The 25,742-nt window shown below is 67.4% G+C and carries 15 protein-coding genes and 3 pseudogenes; 10 read left to right on the plus strand and 8 right to left on the minus strand.

The window, feature by feature from the left end; translation table 11 throughout:
• Positions 1-7: 7 nt before the first annotated feature.
• On the minus strand, positions 8-1,297 hold the full coding sequence (locus tag VKG81_RS13210; RefSeq protein WP_324396586.1) for an ArsB/NhaD family transporter: 1,290 nt from the start codon (positions 1,295-1,297) through the stop codon (positions 8-10).
• Positions 1,298-1,380: 83 nt separating this feature from the next.
• On the minus strand, positions 1,381-1,824 hold the full coding sequence (locus VKG81_RS13215; protein ID WP_324396588.1) for a CBS domain-containing protein: 444 nt from the start codon (positions 1,822-1,824) through the stop codon (positions 1,381-1,383).
• A gap of 72 nt (positions 1,825-1,896) precedes the next feature.
• On the opposite strand from VKG81_RS13215, the gene VKG81_RS13220 reads away from it, so the two are divergent.
• The 8 genes from VKG81_RS13220 (at position 1,897) to VKG81_RS13255 (ending at position 16,551) form a co-directional block, all read left to right on the plus strand.
• On the plus strand, positions 1,897-2,232 hold the full coding sequence (locus VKG81_RS13220; protein ID WP_324396590.1) for a hypothetical protein: 336 nt from the start codon (positions 1,897-1,899) through the stop codon (positions 2,230-2,232).
• Between the two features lie 90 nt (positions 2,233-2,322).
• Positions 2,323-2,685 carry a GtrA family protein gene (locus VKG81_RS13225; RefSeq protein ID WP_324396625.1) on the plus strand — a complete coding sequence of 121 codons (363 nt, stop codon included), beginning with the start codon at positions 2,323-2,325 and terminating at the stop codon, positions 2,683-2,685.
• A 32-nt stretch (positions 2,686-2,717) separates the two neighbouring features.
• Positions 2,718-4,088: an FAD-binding oxidoreductase gene (locus VKG81_RS13230; RefSeq protein ID WP_324396592.1), complete on the plus strand. Its 1,371-nt coding sequence runs from the start codon at positions 2,718-2,720 to the stop codon at positions 4,086-4,088.
• Positions 4,089-4,862, plus strand: a complete 774-nt coding sequence (locus VKG81_RS13235) for a decaprenylphospho-beta-D-erythro-pentofuranosid-2-ulose 2-reductase (RefSeq protein WP_324396594.1) — start codon at positions 4,089-4,091, stop codon at positions 4,860-4,862. It begins immediately after the preceding gene.
• Between the two features lie 2 nt (positions 4,863-4,864).
• Complete coding sequence (locus VKG81_RS13240) at positions 4,865-6,727, plus strand: galactan 5-O-arabinofuranosyltransferase (protein WP_324396596.1); 1,863 nt, start codon at positions 4,865-4,867, stop codon at positions 6,725-6,727.
• Entirely contained in the window at positions 6,728-10,003 is a 3,276-nt protein-coding gene (locus VKG81_RS13245) for an arabinosyltransferase domain-containing protein (protein WP_324396598.1), read from the plus strand.
• A 24-nt stretch (positions 10,004-10,027) separates the two neighbouring features.
• On the plus strand, positions 10,028-13,327 hold the full coding sequence (locus VKG81_RS13250; RefSeq protein WP_324396600.1) for an arabinosyltransferase domain-containing protein: 3,300 nt from the start codon (positions 10,028-10,030) through the stop codon (positions 13,325-13,327).
• Positions 13,328-13,347: 20 nt separating this feature from the next.
• Positions 13,348-16,551, plus strand: a complete 3,204-nt coding sequence (locus VKG81_RS13255) for an arabinosyltransferase domain-containing protein (protein ID WP_324396627.1) — start codon at positions 13,348-13,350, stop codon at positions 16,549-16,551.
• 120 nt (positions 16,552-16,671) lie between these two features.
• On the opposite strand, the pseudogene VKG81_RS13260 reads toward VKG81_RS13255, so the two are convergent.
• From VKG81_RS13260 to VKG81_RS13275, 4 genes and pseudogenes are all read right to left on the minus strand, one after another.
• Positions 16,672-17,040, minus strand: a pseudogene (locus VKG81_RS13260) (molybdopterin dinucleotide binding domain-containing protein); the annotation flags it as partial.
• A gap of 29 nt (positions 17,041-17,069) precedes the next feature.
• Positions 17,070-17,717, minus strand: coding sequence for a PAS and ANTAR domain-containing protein (locus VKG81_RS13265; protein WP_414685266.1), 648 nt, complete (start codon positions 17,715-17,717; stop codon positions 17,070-17,072).
• Positions 17,718-17,816: 99 nt separating this feature from the next.
• Positions 17,817-18,251, minus strand: a pseudogene (locus VKG81_RS13270) (molybdopterin-dependent oxidoreductase); the annotation flags it as partial.
• A gap of 634 nt (positions 18,252-18,885) precedes the next feature.
• A complete protein-coding gene (locus VKG81_RS13275) occupies positions 18,886-22,047 on the minus strand; it encodes a hypothetical protein (RefSeq protein ID WP_324396602.1) in 3,162 nt (1,053 codons plus the stop codon).
• Between the two features lie 171 nt (positions 22,048-22,218).
• Here VKG81_RS13275 and VKG81_RS13280 point away from each other — a divergent pair, with 171 nt between their 5' ends.
• Positions 22,219-22,518, plus strand: coding sequence for a hypothetical protein (locus VKG81_RS13280; RefSeq protein ID WP_324396604.1), 300 nt, complete (start codon positions 22,219-22,221; stop codon positions 22,516-22,518).
• A 262-nt stretch (positions 22,519-22,780) separates the two neighbouring features.
• On the opposite strand, the pseudogene VKG81_RS13290 reads toward VKG81_RS13280, so the two are convergent.
• Positions 22,781-23,614: pseudogene (locus tag VKG81_RS13290) on the minus strand (alpha/beta fold hydrolase).
• 63 nt (positions 23,615-23,677) lie between these two features.
• Here VKG81_RS13290 and VKG81_RS13295 point away from each other — a divergent pair.
• Positions 23,678-24,316, plus strand: coding sequence for a TetR/AcrR family transcriptional regulator (locus tag VKG81_RS13295; protein WP_324396606.1), 639 nt, complete (start codon positions 23,678-23,680; stop codon positions 24,314-24,316).
• Between the two features lie 485 nt (positions 24,317-24,801).
• On the opposite strand, the gene VKG81_RS13300 is transcribed toward VKG81_RS13295, so the two are convergent.
• Entirely contained in the window at positions 24,802-25,488 is a 687-nt protein-coding gene (locus VKG81_RS13300) for a L,D-transpeptidase family protein (protein WP_324396608.1), read from the minus strand.
• Between the last annotated feature and the right edge of the window lie 254 nt (positions 25,489-25,742).

Genomic DNA, 25,742 nt, shown 5'->3' on the forward strand with positions numbered 1-25,742 from the left:
GACGGCGTCACGCCAGCGCGAAGTAGCGCAGCCACAGGTAAACAGCCGCAAGCCCGATCGACATCGCGGTGACCAGCACGCCCTTGCGGGTGAATTCCCAGAACGAAATCGGGCTGTCCGACCGGCGGGCGATCCCGAGCATCACCACGTTCGCGCTGGCGCCCACCGCCGTCAGGTTGCCGCCGAAGTCCGCGCCCAGCGCCAGTGCCCACCACACCGCGCCGGAATGCAGCTGATGTGCAAGGCCGGCGGCCAGCTCGCTGACGATCGGCGCCATCGTCGCCACGTATGGGATGTTGTCGACGATCCCGGACACCGGCGCGGAAACGCCGAGGATCAGCATCACCGTGACCAGCGGGTTGCCGCCCGTCACCCCGGCGGCCAGGCGTGCGAGTTCGTTGATCACACCGGTCTTCACCAGCGCGCCGACCAGCACGAACAGCCCGGCGAAGAACAGCAGCGTTTCCCACTCCACCTCGGCGAGGTAGTCGGACCGGTCCAGCCGGGAGATCAGGATGAGGACGCCCGCGCCCAGCAGGGCGACGACCGACGGCTCCAGGTGCAGCGCCGAATGCGCGACGAACGCGGCGAACACCGCCGCCACCACCACACCGCACTGGATCAGCAGCCGCGGATCGCGGATCGCCTCGCGTTCCTCCAGAGACATCACGTCGGCAACACGCTCAGGATCGGCGTCGAACGACCCGCGGAACAGCCGGGGCAGCATCAAGACGAACACGGCCATCACGATCACGACGATCGGCGCCGTGTGCTGCAGGAAGTCGTTGAACGTCAGACCCGCCCGGCTCGCGATGATGATGTTCGGCGGGTCGCCGACCAGCGTCGAGGCGCCACCGATGTTGGACGCGAAAACCTCGGCCATCAGAAAAGGGGCGGCGTTGATCGCGAGCCGGTCGCACATCAACAGCGTGACCGGCGCGATCAGCAGCACCGTGGTGACGTTGTCCAGAAGCGCCGACGCGAAGCCGGTGACCAGCACCAGCAGGATCATGATCCGCAGCGGAGAACCGTTGGAGCGCTTGGCGGCCCAGATCGCGATGTACTCGAAGACGCCGGTCTTCCGCAGCACGCTGACGATGATCATCATTCCGAGCAGCAGGAAGATGACGTCCCAGTCGATGCCGGTGCGGCGGGAGAAGAACAGGTCGTCGGATCCGAGGATACCCAATGCGGCAATGATCGCCGCCCCACACAGCGCGGCGACGGTCTTGTTGACGCGGTCGCTGGCTATCAGCGTGTAGGCGACCACGAAGACCGTGATCGCGAGCGCGGTCATCGTGGTCCTCCGGGTAGGGCGACGTCACCGCCGACCAGCCTTCCCGGCACACCGGTAGCAAACCTATCAGGGCTGAGCCGAGTTCAGCGCTTCAGCGCCGCCTCCAGCAGGCGCGACGCGGTGATCACCCCAAGCAACGCACCGCCCTTCATCACGGCGACCAGCGGGCTGCGCAACCTGGCCATGATCGCGGCCACCTCGATCAGCGTGTCGTCGGCCTCCACGCTCGGGACGTCCAGCAGGTTCTTGGGCAACACGTCCCGGACCTTCTTGCCGCCGAGTCGGTCGGCGCTGCGGTCCGCCATCGACTCGCTGAGCACACCGGCAAGCGACGGATCGTCCTGCACGTAGCCGGGCACGATGAACCGGACCACCTGCGAGGCGGGCAGCACGGCGCGCGGACGCCCGAACGAGTCGGTGACGACGATTCCGGGCAGCCGATGCTCCGCGAGCATGCGCGCGGCGTCCAGCGCTCCGGAGTCCATCGTCACCACCGGAAACTCCTCTGCGATGTCACCCGCATGCACATCAGCACGATACGACTAAGTCGTTTGCTGAAACAGGAGCTTTACGAGGCCTTGACTCCCTATAGTCGACGCATGCGGTCCTGGTGCGCAGCCGTCGCTGCCGTCCTGTCTCTGGCAGCCGTGCCCGGCGCGCTCGGCGCGGTCCAGGCGCCCGCCCCCGCCAGGGCGGACGTGTGCGGAAGCGTCGGCGGACAGCACGTTTCCGCGGGTGGGTGCACCAACGTGGCCGACGCGGTCGCACCCTGGGTCCCGCCGCCGTCCTACTACGCGCCGTTGCCGGACGACCCTCCGCCGCCACCGGGCGCGGCGCCGCCCCCGCCGCCTCCTCCCCCACCGCCACCTCCGCCCGCGGTGAACGGGTGTGCGAGCGTCAGCGGCCGTCACGTCAGCGTGGGCGGCTGCGGCTGACCGCCCCCCGGGGCCGGCGCCAACACGCTTTAAGCTTCGCGGGTGGCTGATACCGCCCCGCCGCCAAACTTCGCGCTCAGGACACAGGTGCTGCGCTTCGTCATCACCGGCGGCTTGTCGGCGGTCGTGGACTTCGGGCTGTACGTGTTGCTGCACGCGGTAGGTCTGGGGTACGACCCGGCCAAGATGATCAGCTTCGTCGCGGGCACCATCACGGCCTACCTGATCAACCGGCGGTGGACGTTTCAGGCCGAGCCGAGCACCGCGCGCTTCGTCGCGGTCATGCTGCTCTACGGCCTGACGTTCGTGGTGCAGGTCGGACTGAATCACCTGTGCCTGCATCTTTTCAACTACCGGACCTGGGCCGTGGTGGTCGCGTACGCGATCGCCCAGGGCACGGCGACTGTGATCAACTTCATCGTGCAACGCTCGGTCATTTTCCGGCTGCGGTGAGCGCGGGAAACCGCACGGTACCCTCTTTGACGATGCTGACCACGAGCACCAGGAGGCTCACCGGCTGGGCCCGCACCGCGCCGACCGTCGCCGAGGTGTTGTCGACACCGGATCCCGAGGTCATCGCCAAGGCGGTGGCCCGCGTTGCCGACGGCGGCACCCGGGGCGTGATCGCGCGCGGGCTGGGCCGCTCCTACGGCGACAACGCCCAAAACGGCGGCGGCCTGGTGATCGACATGACGCCGCTGAACAGGATTCATTCGATCAGCGCCGACACCCACGTCGTGGACGTGGACGCGGGGGTGAACCTCGACCAGTTGATGAAGGCGGCGCTGCCGTTGGGGCTGTGGGTTCCGGTGCTGCCGGGCACCCGACAGGTCACCGTCGGCGGCGCGATCGCCTGCGACATCCACGGCAAGAACCACCACAGCGCCGGCAGCTTCGGCAATCACGTCCGGTCGATGGACCTGCTCACCGCCGACGGCGACCTGCACCACCTCACGCCCGACGGGGCCGAGGCGGAGCTGTTCTGGGCCACGGTCGGAGGCAACGGGCTGACCGGCGTCATCTTGCGGGCGACGATCGAGATGACGCCCACCGAGACCGCGTACTTCATCGCCGACGGCGACGTGACAGGCACCCTCGACGAGACCGTCGCGTTTCACACCAACGGCAGCGAGGGCAACTACACCTACTCCAGCGCCTGGTTCGACGCGATCAGCGCGCCACCCAAGCTGGGCCGGGCCGCGATATCCCGCGGCTCACTGGCCAGGCTCGACCAGCTGCCCGAGAAGGTTCGGAAGAACCCGCTGAAATTCGATGCGCCGCAGCTGGTCACGCTGCCCGACATCTTCCCGAACGGGCTGGCGAACAAGTACACCTCCAAAGCGATCGGCGAGCTGTGGTACCGCAAATCGGGCACCTATCGCGGGAAGGTGCAGAACCTGACGCAGTTCTACCACCCGCTGGACATGTTCGGTGAGTGGAACCGCGCCTACGGATCGGCGGGTTTCGGCCAGTACCAGTTCGTCGTGCCCACCGAGGCGGTCGACGAGTTCAAGGCCATCATCGCAGACATCCAGAAGTCCGGTCATTACTCGTTTCTCAACGTGTTCAAGCTGTTCGGCCCGGGCAACCGCGCACCGCTGAGCTTCCCGATCCCGGGCTGGAACGTCTGTGTCGACTTTCCCATCAAGCCGGGGCTCAACGGGTTCCTCAACGAGCTCGACCGCCGGGTGCTGAAGTTCGGCGGGCGGCTCTACACCGCCAAGGACTCCCGAACCACCGCTGAGATGTTCCACGCCATGTATCCCCGCATCGACGAGTGGATCGCGTTGCGGCGCAAGGTCGATCCGAACGGGGTCTTCGCCTCGGACATGGCCCGACGCCTGGAGCTACTGTAAATGATTGACGCCGTGGGCAACCCACAGACCATCCTGCTGCTCGGCGGGACGTCGGAGATCGGGCTGGCGATCTGCGAGCGCTACCTGGCCGACGCGCCTGCGCGCATCGTGCTGGCCTGCCTGCCCGACGACCCGGGCCGCGACGACGCGGTCGCGCAGATGAAGGCCGCCGGCGCCCGTTCGGTGGAGCTGGTCGACTTCGACGCGGTCGAGACCGACACCCACCCGAAGGTCATCGAGGAAGCCTTCATCGACGGGGACGGCCCCAGAGACATAGACGTCGCGATCGTCGCGTTCGGTTTGCTCGGCGACGCCGAGGAGCTGTGGCAGAACCAGCGCAAGGCCGTACAGATCGCCGAGATCAACTACACGGCCGCGGTCTCGGTCGGTGTGCTTCTCGGCGAGCGGATGCGCGCACAGGGGTTCGGCCAAATCATCGCGATGAGCACAGTGGCCGGGGAGCGGGTGCGCCGGTCCAACTTCGTCTACGGCTCCACCAAGGCCGGGCTCGACGGCTTCTACCTCGGACTCGGAGAAGCATTGCGCGAGCACGGGGTCAAGGTGCTCGTCATCCGGCCCGGGCAGGTCCGTACCCGGATGAGCGCACACATCAAGGAAGCGCCGCTGACCGTCGACAAGGAGTACGTCGCCGAGTTGGCCGTCAACTCCGCCGCCAAGGGCAAGGAACTGGTGTGGGCGCCGCCGGCGTTCCGCTACGTGATGATGGTGCTGCGGCACGTCCCGCGGCCGCTCTTCCGAAAGCTGCCCATCTGAGCATGAGGACAGCATTGGCCACCACCGGTCAGATGGCCGTGGCGGTCGTGGTGGCGGTCGCCGTGAGTGTGGTGTCGCTGATCGCGATCGCGGGGGTGCAGTGGCCGGCGTACAACTCGTCGAACCAGTTGCACGCGCTGACCACCGTCGGGCAATTCTGCTGTCTTGCAGGGCTGCTGGCCGCCGGATGGCTGTGGCGACGTGGGCACCGCGCGGTGGCTCATGCCGGGGCGCTGGTGTTCCTCGCGGCGTTCGCGGTCGTCACTCTGGCGATGCCGCTCGGCGCGACCAAGCTCTACCTGTTCGGCATCTCGGTGGACCAGCAGTTCCGCACCGAATACCTGACCCGGCTGGCCGACAGCTCCGCGCTGCACGACATGACCTACATCGGGTTGCCGCCGTACTATCCGCCCGGCTGGTTCTGGATCGGTGGCCGGGCTTCCACGCTCACCGGCACCCCGGCGTGGGAGATGTTCAAGCCGTGGGCGATCACCTCGATCACGATCGCGATCGTGGTCGCGTTCGTGTTGTGGCAGCGCATGATTCGCTTCGATCACGCCCTGATCGTCACGACCGCGACCGCCGCGACGACGCTGGCCTATGCATCGACCGAGCCCTACGCTGCGATGATCACGGTGCTGCTGCCGCCGGTGCTGGTGCTGGCGTGGTCGGGGCTGCGGGGCGCCGGCAGGTCCGCGGTCGTCGGCGTCGGCGTATTCCTCGGAGTCGCGGCGCTCTGGTACACGCTGCTGCCGGCCTACACCGCGTTCACCGTGGCCGTGATGGCGCTGACCGCCGCGGTAGCCCGACGCCGGCACGACCCGTGGGCGCCGCTGTTGCGGCTGGTCGTGATCGGGGCGATCGCGGCGGCGATCGCGCTGATCGGCTGGCTGCCGTATCTGCTTGCCGCGGTGAAGCGCTCCCCTGCCGAATCCGGCACCGCGCAGCACTACCTGCCCGTGGACGGCGCGCAGCTGTCGTTCCCGATGCTGCACTTCACGCTTCTCGGAGCCTTGTGCATGGTCGGCACGATCTGGCTGGTGGTGCGGGCTAGGACGTCGACGCGGGCCGCCGCCCTGGCCATCGGCGTCCTGACCGTCTATGTGTGGTCGCTGCTGTCGATGCTGACCACGTTGGCGGGCACCACCCTGCTCTCGTTCCGGCTGCAGCCGACGCTGACCGTTCTGCTGTCCGCGGCCGGCGCGTTCGGCTTCGTCGAGGGCGCGCTCGCGCTGGCCCGCCGCTACGACCCCGCCGTGGGCCGCCGCATCGTCGTCGCCGCCGGCGTACTCGGCGTCATCGGGGCCCTGACCTTCAGCCAGGACATTCCCGATGTGCTGCGCTCCGACATCGTCGTCGCCTACACCGACACCGACGGCAACGGCCAGCGCGCGGACCGGCGACCGCCGGGCGCCGAGACCTACTACTCGCAGATCGATGCGAAGATCCGGCAGGTCACCGGCGAACCGCGGGACAAGACCGTGGTGCTCACCGCCGACTACAGCTTCCTGTCCTACTACCCCTACTGGGGCTTTCAGGGATTGACCCCGCACTACGCCAACCCGCTGGCCCAGTTCGACCAGCGGGCCGCCGCGATCAGAAGCTGGTCGGCGCTCAAATCGCCGGACCAGTTCATCGCGGCGCTGGACTCGCTGCCGTGGCAGCCGCCGACCGTGTTCTTGATGCGGCGCGGCGCGAACGACACCTATACATTGCGGCTGGCCGCCGATGTTTACCCGAACCAGCCCAATGTGCGGCGGTACCAGGTTCCCCTGCAGGCTAGGTTGTTCGATGATCCACGGTTTACCGTCAGCAATATCGGCCCGTTCGTGCTGGCCATCCGTCATCCGGGGAGGGCTGCCTAAATGGCTGTTGACGCTGCCCCTCAGGCTGGGCAGTTACCACCCGGCACGGTCACGCACGGGATGGACCAGTACCGGATCGCCCGGATGGTCGCGATCGCCGCCGGGCTGCTCGGCGCGTTGCTGGCGCTTGTCACCCCGCTGCTTCCGGTCAAGCAGACCACCGCCCAGCTGAACTGGCCGCAAAACGGCGTGTTCGCAAGCGTCACCGCGCCGCTGATCTCCTATGTCGCCACGGATCTGAACATCTCGGTCCCGTGCAGCGCGGCCGCCGGCCTCGCGGGTCCGGAGAACGCCGGCAAGACCGTGCTGCTGTCGACGGTGCCCAAACAGGCGCCCAAGGCCGTCGACCGGGGGCTGCTGATCCAACGCGTCAACAACGACCTGCTCGTCATCATCCGCAACACCCCGGTGGTGGTCGCGCCGTTGAACCAGGTGCTCTCCCCGGCGTGCGAGCGGCTGACGTTCACCGCCCATGCCGACAAGGTGACCGGCGAATTCGTCGGCCTGGTCAAAGGCCCCGACAGCGACAATCCCGGCGCGCCGTTGCGAGGCGAACGCGGCGGCTATGACTTCCGCCCGCAGATCGTCGGCGTCTTCACCGACCTGTCCGGCCCGGCGCCGCCCAACCTGCGCCTCTCGGCAACGATCGACACCCGCTACAGCAGCGCGCCGACGCTGCTGAAGATGCTCGCGATGGTCATCGGGGTGGTGATGACCATCGTCGCGCTGATCGCGCTGCACGTGCTCGACACCGCCGACGGCATGCGCCACCGCCGCATCCTGCCCGCCAAGTGGTGGTCGCTGACCCCACTCGACGGGCTGGTGACCGCCGTGCTGGTCTGGTGGCACTTCGTCGGCGCCAACACCTCCGACGACGGCTACATCCTGACCATGGCCCGGGTATCCGAGCACGCGGGTTACATGGCGAACTACTACCGCTGGTTCGGCACGCCGGAAGCGCCGTTCGGCTGGTACTACGACCTGCTCGCGCTCTGGGCGCACGTCAGCACGAACAGCGCGTGGATGCGGCTGCCCACGCTGGCGATGGCGCTGGCCTGCTGGTGGGTGATCAGCCGCGAAGTGATCCCCCGGCTGGGCCACGCGGTCAAGGCCAACCGGGCCGCCGCGTGGACCGCGGCGGCGATGTTCCTGGCATTTTGGCTTCCGCTGAACAACGGGTTACGGCCCGAGCCGATCATCGCGCTGGGGATCCTGCTGACGTGGTGTTCGGTCGAACGCGCGGTGGCCACCAGCCGGCTGTTGCCACTGGCGGTCGCCTGCGTCATCGGCGCCCTCACGTTGTTCTCCGGGCCCACCGGCATCGCGTCGATCGGCTCCCTGCTGGTCGCGATCGGGCCGCTGCGCACGATCCTGCACCGGCGCTCCAAGCGGTTCGGCTACGTGGCGCTGCTGGCCCCGATCCTGGCGGCCTGCACCGTGACGATCATCCTGATCTTCCGGGACCAGACCTTCATCGGCGAGGCCCAGGCCAACATGCTGAAGTCGGCGGTCGGGCCGAGCCTGAGCTGGTTCGACGAGCACATCCGCTACGAGCGGTTGTTCATGGCCAGCCCGGACGGCTCGGTGGCGCGCCGCTTCGCGGTGCTGACACTGATCATCGCGCTCGCCGTGTCGGTGGCGATGTCGTTGCGCAAGGGCAGGATTCCAGGCACTGCGGCGGGTCCCACCCGCCGCATCATCGGCATCACGATCATCTCGTTCATCGCGATGATGTTCACGCCGACGAAGTGGACGCACCACTTCGGGGTGTTCGCCGGGTTGGCGGGGTCGCTCGGGGCGCTGACCGCGGTCGCGGTCACCGCGTCGGTGATGAAATCGCGGCGCAACCGGACGGTGTTCGCGGCCCTGGTGCTGTTCGTGACGGCGCTGAGCTTCGCAAGCGTCAACGGCTACTGGTACGTGTCGAACTTCGGTGTGCCGTGGTCGAATTCGTTCCCCCAATTCCACTTCGGCGTCACCACGATGCTGCTCGGGCTGTGCGTGCTGACGCTGCTGCTGGCCGCGTGGTTCCACTTCTCCGGCCGCGACTGGGGGGACCGCCCGCGCGCGGGGGACGGGCCGGCGACGACCAACGGGCGCTGGCCGCGGCTGCGCCGAGTCCTGCAGTCGCCGCTGGCCGTCGCGGCGTGGCTGCTGGTGGCCTTCGAGGTGTTCTCGCTGACCGCCGCCATGATCGGCCAGTACCCGGCGTGGACGGTAGGCCGGTCCAACCTGGAGGCACTGACCGGCAAGACCTGCGGCCTGGCCGACGACGTGATGGTCGAGCAGGACCCCAACGCCGGGATGCTGGCGCCGGTGGGGGTCCCGGTCGCCGACGCGCTCGGCGCGGCCACCTCGGACGGCTTCACGCCCAACGGGATTCCGTCCGACGTCTCCGCCGACCCGGTCGCGCAACCGCCGGGCGGCGGCAGCTTCGTCGACAACAACGGGCTCGTCACGTCCAGCGAAACCGGCACCGAGGGCGGCACCACGGCCGCCGGCGGCATCAACGGATCCCGCGCCCGGCTTCCGTACAACCTCGACGCGGTCCGCACGCCGGTGCTGGGAAGTTGGCGCAGCGGCCTGCAGATCCCCGCCCACCTGCGGTCGGCGTGGTATCGGCTGCCGCCGCGCGCCAAGGCCGGCCCGCTGCTGGTGGTGTCCGCGGCAGGGCGGTTCGACCCGCGCGAGGTGCAGCTGCAGTGGGCCGGCGACGACGGCAAGGTCAGCGGCGCGATGAGCTTCGCCGACGTCGGGGCCCCGCCCGCCTGGCACAACCTGCGGGCGCCGATGTCGGCGATCCCGGCCGGCGCGACCCAGGTCCGGCTGTACGCCAGCGACGAGGACCTGGCCCCACAGCACTGGATCGCGCTCACCCCGCCGCGGATCCCGCAGCTGCGGACGCTGCAGGAGGTCGTCGGCTCGACGGACCCGGTACTGCTGGACTGGCTGGTGGGCCTTGCGTTCCCGTGCCAGCGGCCGTTCGGCCACGACTACGGAGTCATCGAGGCGCCGGAGTGGCGGATCCTGCCCGACCGCTTCGGCGCCGAGGCGAACTCGCCGGTGATGGACAACGTCGGCGGCGGACCCCTCGGCATCACAGAACTGCTGTTCCGGGCGACCACCGTGGCGACGTACCTCAAGGACGACTGGTTCCGCGACTGGGGCTCGTTGCAGCGGCTTGATCAGTACTACCCCAACGCGCAACCGGCTCGGCTCGATCTCGGTACCACAACACGTAGCGGGCTGTGGAGCCCGGCGCCGCTTCGCCATTAGGAACGTCGCATACCATCGACGCTCGTGCCCAGCGGTGGTGAAGTGAGACCGGCGCGGGCTCACCGCATCGCGAAGCTGGTCGCCGCGGTCTCCGGGATCGCCGGGGTGGTGCTGTGTGCGCTGGTCCCGCTGCTGCCGGTGAAGCAGACGACGGCCACCATCCACTGGCCACAAGGGCCCGTCGGCGACGTCACCGCGCCGCTGGTCGCGGGCGCGCCGCACGCGCTGGATGTGTCCATCCCGTGCCCGGCGATCGCCACGCTGCCCACGAGCGGCGGCCTGGTGTTCTCCACCATCCCGGCCAACGCCGGTGACGAGGCGACCAAGAACGGGCTGTTCGTCCGCGCGAACGCCGACTTCGTCGTCGTCGCGTTCCGTGACTCGGTGGCAGCCGCCGCGCCCCGGCCCGCGATCGCCGCCGGCGGCTGCAGCACGTTGCACATCTGGGCCAACGTCACCGGGGTCGGTGCCGACTTCGTGGGCATCCCCCGCGCCGCGGGCACGCTGCCGATCGAGAAGAAACCGCAAGTCGCCGGCTTGTTCACGGAATTGAAGGTGCCGCCGCAGCCCGGCCTGAGCGCGCGGATCGACGTCGATACCCGATTCGTCGTCTCCCCGACACCGTTGAAGACCGCGGCGATGGTGCTCGGCGTCGTTGCGGTGGTGACCGCGATCATCGCCCTGGCCGTGCTGGACCGTTTTTCCGGCAGGCGTGTGTTTTCCGGCAGGCGTGTGTTTTCCGGCAGGGGTGTGCCCCGCAGCCGGCGGTGGTCCCAGCGAGCCAATGTCGGCACTTGGCCGGCCGACGTCGTGGTCGTCGGCACGCTGCTGGTATGGCACGTCATCGGCGCGATCTCATCGGACGACGGCTACAACCTCACGATCGCGCGCGTCTGGAATCAGGCCGGCTACGTCGCCAACTACTACCGCTTCTTCGGCGCCACGGAGGCGCCGTTCGACTGGTATCCGTCGCTGCTGGCCCGGATGGCGTCGGTCAGCACCGACGGTGTGTGGATGCGGCTGCCCGCCACGCTGGCCGGCATCGCGTGCTGGCTGATCCTGAGCCGCTGGGTGCTGCCCCGGCTCGGGAGATCGATCGCCACGAACCGGATCGCGGTGTGGACCGCCGCCGCGGTGTTCCTGGCCGCGTGGCTGCCGTTCAACAACGGGCTGCGGCCGGAGCCGCTGATCGCGGTCCTCACGCTGCTGACCTGGGTGCTCGTCGAGCACGCGATCGCCACGCGCAGGCTGGTCCCGGCCGCCACGGCCATCATCGCCGCCACGCTGGCCGCGACTCTGGCGCCGCAGGGCCTCATCGCGGTCGCGGCGCTGCTCACCGGTGCCCGTGCGATCGCGCGGATCATCGCCCGCCGCCGCGCCGCCGACGGCACAGTGGCGCCGGTCGCGGCGCTGCTGGCGTCGCTCACGCTGATCCTCGTGGTCGTCTTCCGCGCGCAGACCCTGGCCACCGTCGCCGAATCGGCGCGCATCAAATACGTCGTCGGCCCGACCATCGCCTGGTATCAGGAGTTTCTGCGCTACTACTTCTTAACCGTCGAGACCACCGACGGGTCGCTGACCCGGCGGTTCTCCGTGCTGGTGCTGATGCTGTGCCTGTTCGGGATGCTGGCGGTGCTGCTGCGGCGCGGCAGGATTCCGGGGGTGGCCAGCGGCCCGCTGTGGCGGCTGCTCGGCACCACCGCGATCGGGCTGCTGCTGCTGACCTTCACTCCGACCAAGTGGGCCGTGCAGTTCGGCGCGTTCGCCGGGCTTGCCGGCGCCCTGGGAGCCGTGACCGCGTTCACGTTCGCCCGCGTCGGCCTGCACAGTCGCCGCAACCTGGCGCTCTACGTCACCGCGCTGCTGTTCGTGCTGGCCTGGGCCACCTCGGGCATCAACGGCTGGTTCTACATCGGCAACTACGGGGTGCCGTGGTTCGACAAGGAGCCGGTGATCGCCAGCCACCCGGTGACGACGATGTTCCTGGTGCTGGCGATCGCCACCGGGCTGCTGGCGGGCTGGCTGCACTTCCGGCTCGACTTCGCCGGGCACACCGAGGTCAAAGACAACCGCCGCAACCGCATCCTGGCATCCACCCCGCTGCTGATCGTGGCGACGATCATGGTGGTGCTCGAGGTCTCGTCGATGCTCAAGGGCGCCGCAGTGCGCTACCCCGTGTACACCACCGCCAAGGCCAACCTGGCGGCACTGGCCTCCGGGCTGTCGAAGACCAGTTGCGCGATGGCCGACGACGTGCTCGTCGAGCCCGACGCCAACGCCGGCATGCTGCAGCCGGTGCCCGGGCAGACGTTCGGGCCCGCCGGCCCGCTCGGCGGCGCGAACCCGGTGGGTTTCACGCCGGACGGCGTCAGCGACGACCTGCAGTCCGAGCCGGTGGTGGCCAAGCCCGGCCTGGTGAACTCCGACGGCTCGCCGAACAAGCCGATCACCGCGAGCTTCGACCCGATGGGCACGGCGGGCGGCTACGGCCCGGTGGGGGTCAACGGGTCACGGGTGCTGCTGCCGTTCGGGCTGGATCCGGCCCGCACGCCGGTGATGGGCAGCTACGGCGAGAACTCGTACGCCGCCAAGGCGCAGTCGGCGTGGTACGCGCTGCCTGCGCGAACCTCCGACCGGCCGCTGGTGGCGGTCGCGGCCGCGGGCGCCATCTGGTCGTACCAGGAGGACGGCACGTTCAGCTACGGTCAGTCCCTCAAACTCCAGTGGGGTGTGAACCGTCCCGACGGCACCACGGCACCGCTGGCCGAGGTGCAGCCGATCGACGTCGGCCCGCAGAAGGAGTGGCGCAACCTGCGCTTCCCGCTCGCGTGGGCGCCACCGGAAGCCAACGCCGCGCGGATCGTCGCCGACGACCCGAACCTCAGCGAGGATCAGTGGTTCGCGTTCACGCCGCCGCGCGTCCCGGTCCTCGAGACGGCGCAGCAGCTCATCGGTTCGCAGACTCCGGTGCTGCTGGACATCGCCACCGCCGCCAACTTCCCGTGCCAGCGGCCGTTTTCCGAGCATCTCGGCGTCGCCGAGCTCCCGCAATACCGGATCATGCCCGACCACAAGCAGACAGCCACATCATCGGAACTGTGGGAGCCGGCCCGCGCCGGCGGCCCGCTGCTGGTCACCAAGGCGCTGCTCGGCGGCTACACGGTTCCGTCCTACCTGCGCAACGACTGGTACCGCGACTGGGGAGTGATAGAGAGGTATGACCGCTTCGTGCCCGCCTCGCAGGCGCCGAACGCCGTGATCGACCAGGGATCCGTCACGGTGCGCGGCTGGACCCGCGCCGGACCGATTCGAGCTCTGCCGTGACGACGACCGAGACCCGCGCACTGACCGGAACGGGCGACCGCGAGAAGGTGCGCCGCGACGTCAAGGTCGCCCGCTGGGTGGCCACCATCGCCGGGCTGATCGGGTTCGTCCTGTCGGTGGCCACCCCGCTGCTGCCGGTCGTGCAGACCACCGCGACGCTGAACTGGCCCCAGAACGGCCGGCTGACCAACGTGACCGCGCCGCTGATCTCGGAGACGGCGATCTCGTTGAACGCGACAATCCCCTGCGGGGTGGCGCGGTCGATGCCGCCTGCGGGCGGCCTGCTGCTCGGCACCGCCCCGAAGGACGGCAAGCAGGCCGCGCTCAACGCGATGCTGGTGAACGTCAACCGCACCCGCGTCGACATCATCGTCCGCAACGTCGTCGTGGGCAGCGTCGCGCGGGCGCAGGTGGACACCCCGCAGTGCCAGCGGATCGAGATCACGTCGTCGCGGGCCGGCACGTTCGCGACGTTCGTCGGCCTCACCGACCCGTCGGGCAAGCCGCTGCGCACCGGGTTCACCGACACCAACCTGCGGCCCGCCATCGTCGGGGTGTTCACCGACCTGACCGGGCCTGCCCCGCCGGGGCTCGGATTCTCGGCGGTCATCGACACCCGGTTCTCCACCAGCCCGACGCTGCTGAAGCTGACCGCGATGATCGTCGCGATGGTCGCAACGGCCATCTCGCTGATCGCGCTGTGGCGACTCGACCGCCTCGACGGCCGCCGGATGCACCGGCTAGTCCCGGCCCGCTGGCGCACGTTCAGCGCGGTCGACGTCGTGGTCGTGCTCGGTTTCCTGATCTGGCACATCGTCGGCGCGAACTCGTCGGACGACGGCTACATCCTGCAGATGGCCCGCGTCGCCGGCCCTGCCGGCTACATGTCCAACTACTTCCGCTGGTTCGGCAGCCCGGAAGACCCGTTCGGCTGGTATTACGACCTGCTGGCGCTGATGACCCACGTGAGCGACGCCAGCATCTGGATCCGCCTGCCCGACCTGATCGCCGGCCTGTTGTGCTGGCTGCTGCTCTCACGCGAGGTGCTGCCGCGGCTGGGACCGGCGGTGGTGTCGAACCGGGCCGCGGTGTGGGCCGCGGGCCTGGTGCTGCTGGCCGCGTGGATGCCGTTCAACAACGGCCTGCGGCCGGAGGGGCAGATCGCGCTCGGCTCGCTGATCACCTACGTGCTGATCGAACGCGCGATCATCTCCGGCCGGATGACGCCCGCGGCGCTGGCCATCCTCAGCGCGGCGTTCACGCTCGGCATCCAGCCCACGGGGCTGATCGCGGTCGCCGCGCTGATCGCCGGCGGCCGACCGATGCTGCGGATTCTGGTGCGCCGGCACCGGATCATCGGCACCTGGCCGCTGGTGGCGCCGCTGCTGGCCGCCGGCACGGTGGTGCTGACCGTGGTGTTCGCCGACCAGACCATGGCGACGGTGTTGGAGGCCACCAAGATTCGCACGGCGATCGGCCCGAGCCAGCAGTGGTACACCGAGAACCTGCGCTACTACTACCTGATCCTGCCGACCGTCGACGGGTCGCTTTCGCGCCGGTTCGGCTTCCTGATCACCGCGCTGTCGCTGTTCACCGCGATGTTCATCATGTTGCGGCGCAAGCGGATTCCCGGTGTGGCACGCGGGCCCGCGTGGCGGCTGATGGGCGTCATCTTCGGCACGATGTTCTTCCTGATGTTCACCCCGACGAAGTGGGTGCACCACTTCGGCCTGTTCGCCGCGGTCGGCGCGGCGATGGCGGCGCTGGCGACGGTGCTGGTGTCGCCAACGGTGCTGCGGTGGTCACGTAACCGGATGGCGTTTCTGACCGCGCTGCTGTTCGTGCTCGCGCTGTGCTTCGCCACCACCAACGGCTGGTGGTACGTCTCCAGCTACGGCGTGCCGTTCAACAACGCGATGCCACGCATCGACGGAATCACCATCAGCACGATATTTTTCGCGCTGTTCGCGATCTCGGCGCTGTACACCATCTGGCTGCACTTCGCGTCGCGCGAGCACGGCGAAGGCCGGCTGGCACGCGCGCTGACCGCGGCGCCGATCCCGATCGCGGCCGGATTCATGGTCATCGTGTTCGTCGGCTCGATGCTCGCCGGTGTGGTGCGGCAGTACCCGACGTACTCCAACACCGCGGCCAACCTGCGCGCGTTCGCCGGCGGCTGCGGTCTGGCCGACGACGTGCTGGTGGAGCCGGACACCAACGCCGGCTTCCTGACGCCGCTGCCGGGCAACTACGGGCCGCTGGGGCCGCTCGGCGGCGTGCACCCCGTCGGGTTCTCGCCCAACGGCGTGCCGGAACACATTGTCGCCGAGGCGGTCCGGATGACACTGCCGCAGCCGGGCACCGACTACGACTGGGACGCGCCGACGAAGTTGTCCACGCCGGGGATCAACGGGTCGACCGTGCCGTTGCCGTACGGGCTCGATCCGGCACGGGTGCCGCTGGCGGGCAGCTGGGTGGAGGGCCCCCAGCAGCAGAGCACGTTGACGTCGGCGTGGTACCAGCTGCCGCCCGCCGACGACGGGCATCCCCTCGTGGCCGTCACGGCCGCCGGTGTGATCACCGGCAACAGCGTGCTCTACGGCCACACCGTCGGGCAGACCGTCGAACTGGAGTACGCGAAGGCCGGGCCCGGCGGGGCGCCGGTGCCGGCCGGGCGGCTGGTGCCCTACGACCTGGGTCCGGCGCCGTCGTGGCGCAACCTGCGGTTCCCCCGCTCGGCGATCCCGCGCGACGCGGTCGCGGTCCGGGTGGTCGCGCAGGACCTGTCGCTGACGCCGGGCGACTGGATCGCCGTCACGCCGCCGCGGGTGCCCGACCTGCGGTCGCTGCAGGGGTACGTCGGCTCAACCAAGCCGGTGCTGATGGACTGGGCCGTGGGGCTGGCGTTCCCGTGTCAGCATCCGATGCTGCACAACGCCGGGGTCACCGAAGTCCCCGCGTTCCGCATCACTCCGGACTACACCGCCAAGAAGCAGGACACCGACACGTGGCAGGACGGGATCAACGGTGGCCTGCTCGGCATCACCGACCTGCTGCTGCGGGCGCACGTGATGGGGTCATACCTGTCCCACGACTGGGGCCGCGACTGGGGTTCGCTGCGCAAGTTCGACACCATCGTTGCCGCCCAACCGGCGAGTGTGCAGCTGGGCACCGCCACGCGCAGCGGGCTGTGGACACCGGGGCCGATCCGCATCAAGCCGTAGCGGGTCTGGGCGTTGGGGGGTGTCTTCGCGGGGCGCGTCGTCGCGGGGCGCGTCTTCGCGAAACTCAAGCTGCCGCGGCACCCGAGCGGCGTGTCGTCGCAGGGGTTTAGTGTCGCGGCGGATAACCGTGATGGGGATGCCGTTGAGGGCGCCGTTGCCGGACGGCTCGTCGAGGAACGTCGGCGGTGACAGCACATTGGTGTTGACACCCGGCGAGCCGTTGGCCACCGACATCCGGGTGCCGGGCTTGACGTGGCCCCAGCCGTGCGGCATCGACACCACGACCGGCTTGATCGCGTCGATGACCTCCACCGGCACCTGCAGCCTGCCGGTCGGCGAGACCACCTCGACGAGGTCTCCCGTCACCACGCCGCGCCGTCGCGCATCGTCGGTGTGCATCAGCAGTGTGCACCGGTCGCGGCCCTTCATCAGCGCCGGCACGTTGTGCAGCCAGGAGTTGTTCGACCGCAGGTGGCAGCGGCTGGCTAAAGAACACTTCAGAGTGTCAGTACATGACGCTAGCTGAGCATGAGCAATGTGTGGTCAACGTGGCTACGGCTTTGGGGTGACAAGTGCGACGCGCTGATAGCGGCCATAAATCGTGAGGCCAGCTCACGAATCTTGACGTTGGTCTCTTGTGAGCGCCACGTCAGAATCTCGAATGCGCGGTTCGCTTCGATGCCGTAGGCCGCCATCAATACCCCTTTGGCCTGCTCGATGACCGCCCGGTTCTCAGCGATTATTGCGAGCTGGGCGGTCAGCTGGTCCTGTTGCTCCCGTTCATCCGGGGTGGTGTCGATGTAGAAACCCTGAGTGCCGACAACGCGGCCCTGCTCGTCATGCAGCTGCTCGCCGACCACGATGACAGACCGCACCTTGCCGCTGGTGTCGATGATGCGGTGTCGGCTGCTCAGAGGCTGGCCGGTCCGGCGGATGGCGTCGAGGGTTTGCGCGATCTGAGCGCGGTCCTCGGGGTGCTTGTGCGAGAGCATCAGCTCAGTGGTGGGTGTGACCGCGCCGGGCTGGTAGCCGTGCATGCGCTGCACCTGCTCGGACCATTCCCAGCGTTGATCGTCAAAGTAGAAACGAAACGCACCGACGCGCGTTTCCGACGCGACCCCAACCTCGTCGAACACAGCGTTCACGGCAGCATCTGCCCCTTCCACCGCCAACCATCGCTGCTCAGCGTACTTCTCCGCTGTCGACCAGCCACGTTTCGGCAAGTTCAAAAGGTGATTGTTTGGTGATGCCGACGGCTGACCGGCACCGGTCAACCGGATCAGGATCTCCCATTCGGCGGGCCGACCGGGGTCGTCGGGATAGAACACCGGGGGGGAGTAGTTGGCGACGCTGTTGACCGCGAAAGCCAGGATCAGGTCGTCGTGGTGCGGCTGCTCCAGGGGCGACGGGCCGGGCAGGATCACATCGGCGTGGCGGGTGGTCTCGTTGAGCCAGCAGTCGACGGAGATCATCGCCTCGAGTCGCGGCAGCACCTCGTCGAGTCTGTCGCCCGCGGGTGTGGACAGCACCGGGTTGCCCGCCACCGTGATCAGCGCCTTGATCTGCCCGTCACCGGGCGTCGCGATCTCCTCGGCCAGGCACGACACCGGTGCCTGCCCGAGCACCTCCTTCGCGCCGCGCACCGGGGTGTGCCAGCGGCCGAAGATCGCGGCGCCGCCCTCCAGCCCCGGCTGCGGCCGGCCGGTGAGCGTCCACACCGCCGCATCCCGCTGCATGCTGACGCTCGTAGCGACGGCACGTTTGTCGCGCGTCCGGGATGGACGCTACAGAGTTTCGGATGAAGCTGGCGTTCGGGCCCGTACTAGTTGTTGGGTTGATATCCGCCCTACTTGCCGTAACGACATGCTCTTACATCGGAAGCGACGCCCCAACGTTATAGAGCCCGACTCCGGCGGTGTGACGGGCGATTTCGGCCCTGGCCGGCCCGAGAGATCCACTGTCTGCGAACACGACCTGAGCACCGACCCTGATGGCCCCCGCGAGATCATCGTGGGACGTACCCAACACGATCCTCGCTCGGGGAGCCACAGGTTCTTCCAACCGGGTCCGTACTCCGTGCACGATCGCAGTCAGCGGCTGCATTGCCGGACCCAACGCGGTGGCATGTGGGTAGATGTGCTCATCCACAGCGCAAACGGCGTTGCGGAAGCCAGCGCGGATGCGTCTGAGCCCCGGTTCTAAAGGATCTCGATATGTCGCGCGGGCGACACACCGAATGCGGTGCCTACCGAGGAGCACGACCTCGCGGGTCTGCGACATTTTGGAGCTCCGCGTCTGCGGCTCTCGTTATCTGTCTAGTGGAGACTGGCTACATCAATCAACGTGGCTACCGGGTAAGTTGTCATCGGGCACCGTTGGCGCGGCTGGGTCCCCGCTTCCGTGTTCAGTCACGTCAGTCTGAAGTGGTGCCTTCTGTGCTTCGACAGCGTTGCGGCCGAGGAGCCGGCCAAGTTCGGTGTATGCGGCGAACTGGCCCTCTTCGAACCATTGATCTGATGTGCTGTCATGCGGGAACACCTCATTTTCGGCGCCGTAGGTCAGCAACCAGTCCGGACACCCTTGCCACAAAACAGCTTTCGCGAAGATAAGTGTGCCGGTCCGCTGTTCATTCGGAAGTCCAGACGCCGGGGGATAGGTAATCCGGCCCCTGACGACGGTGCCACTTGTGATTCTGCTGTTGAGTTGCGCGAACGCGTTGCTGTCGCTGAACGGACGACCCGAGCCAGTGGCCAGGTTCTGCACCCCATAGTCGCCGGAATCTTCTAGTTCGATCTCCACCCCGAGCTCGGACCGAGCCAAGCGGATCGCATCGGCTAAGCCGCAGAGCAGCGGCGGCGGGTCTCCGCTGCCGTCAATGCAGAAGATGACCCGGCAGCGCCGACGAAGTGCTTCCACGAGTCCAAGATTCTCGTAGTGACCGCCGTCGGTGACCTGGACCAGGCTGGCGTCAATCGGATGGCGGCCTAAAAGTTCTCGATAGAAGTAGGTGAAACCGCGGACGGTCGGCAGCGATCGGAGAAGCAAGTGCGGCCGGGCGCCCGGCTGGGCTGCCGGGCCCGGTTCCAGGTCATGCGAGGAAACGACCCGATCATGTTCGATCGTTGTGTTCCTCAGCAAGTCAACGTAGTTGGGGTTGGGCAGCCACGTGCCGAGCCTCGCACCCGAGAGGCACAGGAGCGTCTGGAAGCCGTTGTTCTGGCGTCCCATCGTGGAGGCGAACGCCGCCCCGCTGATGGCGACGGCAGCCTCTACAGTAAGGTCACGCTTGAGACGAGGCGGGCAGGTGCGCCACAGTTGTTCTGTCTTCAGCCATCCCAGAGCGGGCCCGCCGACGTACTTTTCATTGAGCACATAGGACACGGCGTTCAGCCCCGGAGCCGGTTTTGCGTCACCCGAAACGGCTGCCGCCGCGGCCAAGACAAATTGTGGGCCGTCCTCGACCTTGCCATAGGCGTGCAGCCAGGTTGGCTCTTCCGCCGGGTAAGGGCGGGCCTCGCAAACGGCCGCGCCGTTGACGCAACCATCTGTGACGAAACGTCGCACAGCGAACGTTCGAGCGAGCCTGGCGCGATAGAACGGATGCAAACTCAGCGACGTCACGTCGGCCGCCGACAGCATGAAGATCATGGCGACGAGCACGATCACCCATACCGGCAGCCACGCGACCTGCTGGAGATGCCCACCGATGTGCTGGGTCAGATAACCAAACACGCCCGCGGCCACCGAGCCCAGGACACCGAGCCAGGCGATCAGTACCGCGGTCAAGGTGAGCGTCACCAGGATCGCGGGCACCAACCCCGCAGGCAGCTTGTCGCGCCACGACCCACCGCTGATCTGACCCACCGGTATGCGGTTGCGGTATTTCCACAGCATGGCGACGAGCGCCGTCAGGTATTGCAACCCCAGCAGACCGCCGACTGCTCCGCCGAAATGCGAGTAGTGCGTGATGTTCACGTGCTGGCATGCCCACATCAGCGCCGGTAGGGCGACGGTGAGAGCAACTATCAATCCGGCGAACGCCGACGATGCCTGTGCCCCCGTCAGCAGGCTTAGCCGGCGGTGTTCACTCTTCCAGCTGTAGTCCAGCCACTCCGTGAACAGCGCGCAGCCCAGGGCGATGACTGCTATCGCGACGAAGACGCCGGCGGCCAACCAAGCGGCGGGGTGATTCACCAACGACGGCAGGTAGTTTGAGGTGTTCCTAATGGCGTCCTCACTGATTCGTTCCTGGCCGTCGCTGCTGTATCTCGGTACCGGCACGAATGCCGCTATGGGAAATGCAGCTAGCAGGTAGCCGCCTGCGAATCCGATTGCGACGGGCATCCAGAACAGTGTCACGACCGAGGCGACTAGATTCTTGAGCACTTCGGAGAGCGCACGTATCAGGTCCGGTGCCGAGTCCGCGATGTAACTGGAGTGCTGTCGGACATGTTCGAACTCGACCGATCCTTCCTCGAACCTCTCGGAGAGCCGTAGCTTTCGGACTGGGTCACGCATACTCGTCGGGGTGCCGGCGGGCTCATTGCCGCTGAGTACCTGCTCGTTGGGCGGGCGCTGGCACGCCAGCAGCCGCGCTCCAGCGGTGTAGCCGCCGCCGGAAACGGAGATGACGTAGTCGACGGAGTCGATGAGCTTGGGCTGACCGTGTGGCTCTGCCTGCGCGGCGGTTACGTCATCGGGGCGCGCGTGGCCATCTTGTGGCGCCGGGGTCTGTTCGCCCGGCGCGTGATCGTCCTCTGATGATCGGTCTGCGACACAGGCCGGGGCTGAGTCGGAAAAGACTTGAAGCGCTCCCATTGCAAGGCAGGCCGACCGCACGCCGCCGCCAGACAGGCAGATCGCTTGCACCGGTTCGCCTTTACGGCGCTCGATGACAGCGGCGGCGCCGGGGACGTTGTACGCGTTGACCCAGCTCCACTCGTCCTGCTCTACCGCATCTGGTCCGACGGTGGGGACCTCCGGCTCCGCCCAGCAATCGTTCCACCAGCGCGGGCCTTGCCGATTCGGCCGTAACTGCCACCGCCCGAAAGCGCGCAACAAAACCACTACGAAAGTCCCCGGAACGGCCATAAGTGCCACAACCAGCGAGCATGTCGTGATGGTGGCCATCGCCGCGGTGGCGACGGTGAGAAATCCATTGAAGCCGGTGTTGGGGTCGGAGTGCAGCAGTGTCCCGAAATACAGGCCGAGGTCTTTCAGGAGATCGGCTGTGGCCGCCACGAACAGGGCCCATCGAGTGGATCGCCCAAAGAGTACGCCCAGCTGTGATACGGCCAGTCGCGACGTAATGAAAGCGCAGGCGCCAAGTACGAGGACATAGCCAGCGATCACCCCGAGGTCGGCAAGGAGAGCCGCACCTATTCGCGGCGGTTGTGGGGGACGGTCGCCGAATGTGTAGCGCTGAATGTTAGGAAACTGGGCCCGTTGCCAGAAGTACCAACACAGTGCTACGCCGCCGATGATCGCCAGGACCAAGGCGAGAATCGTGCGGAGACTCAGCGGTTCAGCCTCGCGCCCTTTAAACCGATTGTGGGTTGTTGCGTTGTCTCGCATTATCGAACTCCCGGGTGGGGCCTCCGTGCGGCTAGTGTGGCACGTTGCCACACCCGGTGCAGCGGTTTTAACCACTCACCATCTCGCTGCCGCGTGGCAGAAGAAATCTTGCCACTATTTGAGGGGTTCAAAGACCCCGATACGCGGCCGCTCAGTGGTTTGAATATCCAGCAGATCCTTGTGGAGCTCGCAGAAGACATCAACGCAGCGTTGCGGAAGCGCGGCGGCTTTGCACAGTTCGTCACTTTTACAGCCGACTTCATCGGTCAGCTCACGCCACTACAGCTCGTCGATATCCTAAAGAACTACGGTCTGCTCTCGTTTGTGCACCTTGGCGATGAACTCGCAACGGTCAATCCGCTGGTGGACGGCGGTCGCGGAACCTCGGGCTAACTGGTGATTCCAGCCAGTTCGTGTGCCACCGCATCGAATGCGCGCAGCGTGTCCAACAGCATGAGGCTAACGCTCGCCGGCCCATGGTGGGTCCACAGCGCGCCACTGACTGCCCGATTTTTCATTTTCCGACAGAGAAATTGACCGAAATCCAGGCGGGTTGGTCAAACTATCGTTGCATCTCAGGTTGACTGGTTGGCCGCACGACTGGCAGAAAGTCAGCGGCGCCGCCGACGATCCGTTGCGGTCAGGAGCCCTCCCGCTAGCTGGTCAGAAAGTCGCCGACCGCTGTCGCGGTGCGTTGCGGCTGGTCCAGCATGACCAGTACGTAGGCGTTCTCGATGTGTCCCAGTCGACCGTTGGGCAGCAGCCCGGCGAGCCTGGTGCCGTGTTCGGCGGGCATCACCGGGTTGTCGCTCCACAACACCAGAGACGGGCCGGTGAATTCGGCGAGACGTTTGGTCGCCTGGATGAGCTCGGCAGGGTCGAATCTGGTGCGGCAGTACTTCGCCAGATCGCGCCGGATTCTGCGGTCGGTCAACGCGTGCAACAGCCACGCACCGACAATGTCCTGGGGGACAGGCCGTTTCGCCATCATCCCGAACACCGGTCGCAGTCTGCGCAGGCGGGCGCTCTTGAGCATCCGCAGTGTCAGTCGCAGGCTGGCGTCGTTGCGGGCGGCCAGCGCGGCGACCTTGCCGGGAAAACCGGGCGGGAAGTTGTCGAACGCCTCGCAGGGGCAGATCACCAGTCGGCCGACGCGTTTGTCGCGGCCGATGTCAGTCAGAAACAGCGCCCCGCCCCAGTCGGTGACCACCAGGGTCGCCTCGGCAAGATCGAGCGCGTCCAGGAAGTCGGCGACGATGCCGACCATGCCGGGCATGGTCAGGTCGGCGTGTTCGCGCATCGGGATTCGGTGTCCACCCATCGGCAGCACCGGCAGCAGGTAACGGAACCTGGACGGCAGGAGGGGCAGCGTGGTGTTCCATTATGCGTCGTTCATCAGCAGACCGTGCAGGAGCACGACGGGTGCTCCATTCGGGTCGCCTTCTTCGCGGTACTCGATCTCTCCAGCGCTGACCTCGACACGCTTCACGTCAAACCTCCCTAGAACGGAAATTCTAGAATATACGCTCTAGCGTGTCGGAAGGAGTCGGCAATGGCAAGGTCCACTCGCGAGGCGATCCTGACCGCGGCCGCAGAACTGATGCGGCACAAGGGCTACGGCGCGGTGGGGATGAAGGACATCGCGGCGGCTTCCGGTGCGCCGATCGGGTCGCTCTATCATCATTTCCCGGGCGGCAAGGTGCAGATCGCCCGTGCCGCGCTGATCAATGCCGGTGCCGCATACGCGCTGCTCATCCCGGCGGTCGTGGATGATCACACCGACCTCGGCCAGGCACTCCACGCGGTCTTCGCCCAGGCCGCCGAAGATATGGCCGGCACGGGCTTTGCCAACATGTGCCCGGTCGCCAGCGTGGCGGCTGAGGTCGCTGACACCATCGAGCAGCTTCGGGAGGCGACGGCCGGAGTATTCACCGACTGGCTCGACGGCGGAACCGCCTACTTCATACAGCGCGGCCTGCCGGACGCCACCGCCCGCGACGTCACGGTCGCTCTGGTCGGTGCGTTGGAGGGCGCGTTCGTGCTGGCGCGTACGTTGCGAAGCACCGAGCCGCTGATGGCGGCGGGGCGGGTGTTGAGTGCCCCTTACCGCGGCGTCGACCTGGCGCCGTTGCGCACGTCGCTGCCCGGCGCTGTCGGTCGGAGCGGTCAGGGTGCCACGGCATCCCGGTGACCCACCGCGACGCTGGCCGCACACCAACTCACCGTTGTCCACGACGACTCCGACTTCGAGACAGCCGCAACGGTATTGACGTTCCAGACCGCTGGGTGCTACCACGAGGGGAGTGTCTAAGAGTTGACCCGTAATGGGTCATGCGGCGCCGAACAGCTCGGGGGTTACCCCGCCGTTCCCGCTGACCCCGACGCCTTCCAGTCCGGCTTGCGGCGCCACTCGAGCAGCAGCGGTGGGAGCACCCCGAGCGCGAGAATCCCGGCCAGCATCAGCAGTCCGTATAGCAGGGGGCAACCATTGCATATTGCGACAGTGCCAGACTTATTGAGACCGGACACTGTTGACCCTCTCTTGAATCCAGTTGTTCCGTTGTAGACCAGCATGTTTCGGTGGCATTCACCTTATCTTTCAGGCTTCTGATCGTCCTTGAGCGGCTGTGGCGGCGCAGGGCACCCGCGGAGCGTGTTGCGTGAGTGTTGCCGGGGTCACGACCCGGATGAGAGCAGCGACGGGGTTCCGACGCCGATGCTGATCTGCGGGGAGGCCGAGGGGTCGAGCCAGTTCAGCACAGAGCGCATCTCGTCGCGGCCGATGGCCACACATCCCCAGGTGGGATTGCCGTCGGTCACGTGGAGAAAAATCCCGGCCACCCGTCCCGGGATCCGTTGAGGGTTTACGGCGATGTTGACGGCGTAGTCGTAGACGGGGCCGGAGTCGTAGAGGTTTTCCGCGATGGACGAGGGACTGTCGGCCCCACGCATGTGGGTGTTGTAGGTGGGTGAGCTGGCGTCCTCGTCCCACCAGTCCTGGTCGGTGGCCTGGAAGTAAGGCATCTTGGTGCCGGGATTGGGCTGGCGACCGAAGGCTTGGTCGAACGTGAACGTTCCCACGGGAGTGCGGTGGACGCCGTCAGCGGGGGTGCCGACGCCGAGCTCGCCGACCTTGGCGGGCGTCGGTCCCAGGACAACCTTCCACTGCTGACCGACCCGCTGGAAGGCTGTGAGGGTCCCTGTTGTCGCGTTTGCGGCGGGCACGCCGACGACGATCCACTGCGCGGGCTGGCCGTTGGGGGAACTCGCCGGGTCCGCCGCCGCTGGCACGGCGAGCGGCAGGCTCAGGAGCGCCAACCCAAGTGGCCCCGCGACGGTCGCGAGTGTCTTGGGCAGTTTCACAGGCACCCCCGGGGTTAGGACTGAGCAATCGCATCCGAAAGTGCGTTCATCGTAACCGGGACCTGTAGCAGAATCGGGGCAGCAAAATGCCCTCGCCGCGAAAGAGTGGAGCCCCACCAGTATCGGAGATGCCTCAGGTGCTCCACCAATTTCGCAGCGGTCACTCGGTCTGTTCCCCCAACCACGGGCGCCCGCCGACCGCCCCAATACGACGAGATCGATTCTCAATCGGTTTGTCAAGCCGCTGTGGCGGT

It is taken from the genome of Mycobacterium sp. (genome assembly GCF_035314905.1).
GTDB lineage: Bacteria > Actinomycetota > Actinomycetes > Mycobacteriales > Mycobacteriaceae > Mycobacterium.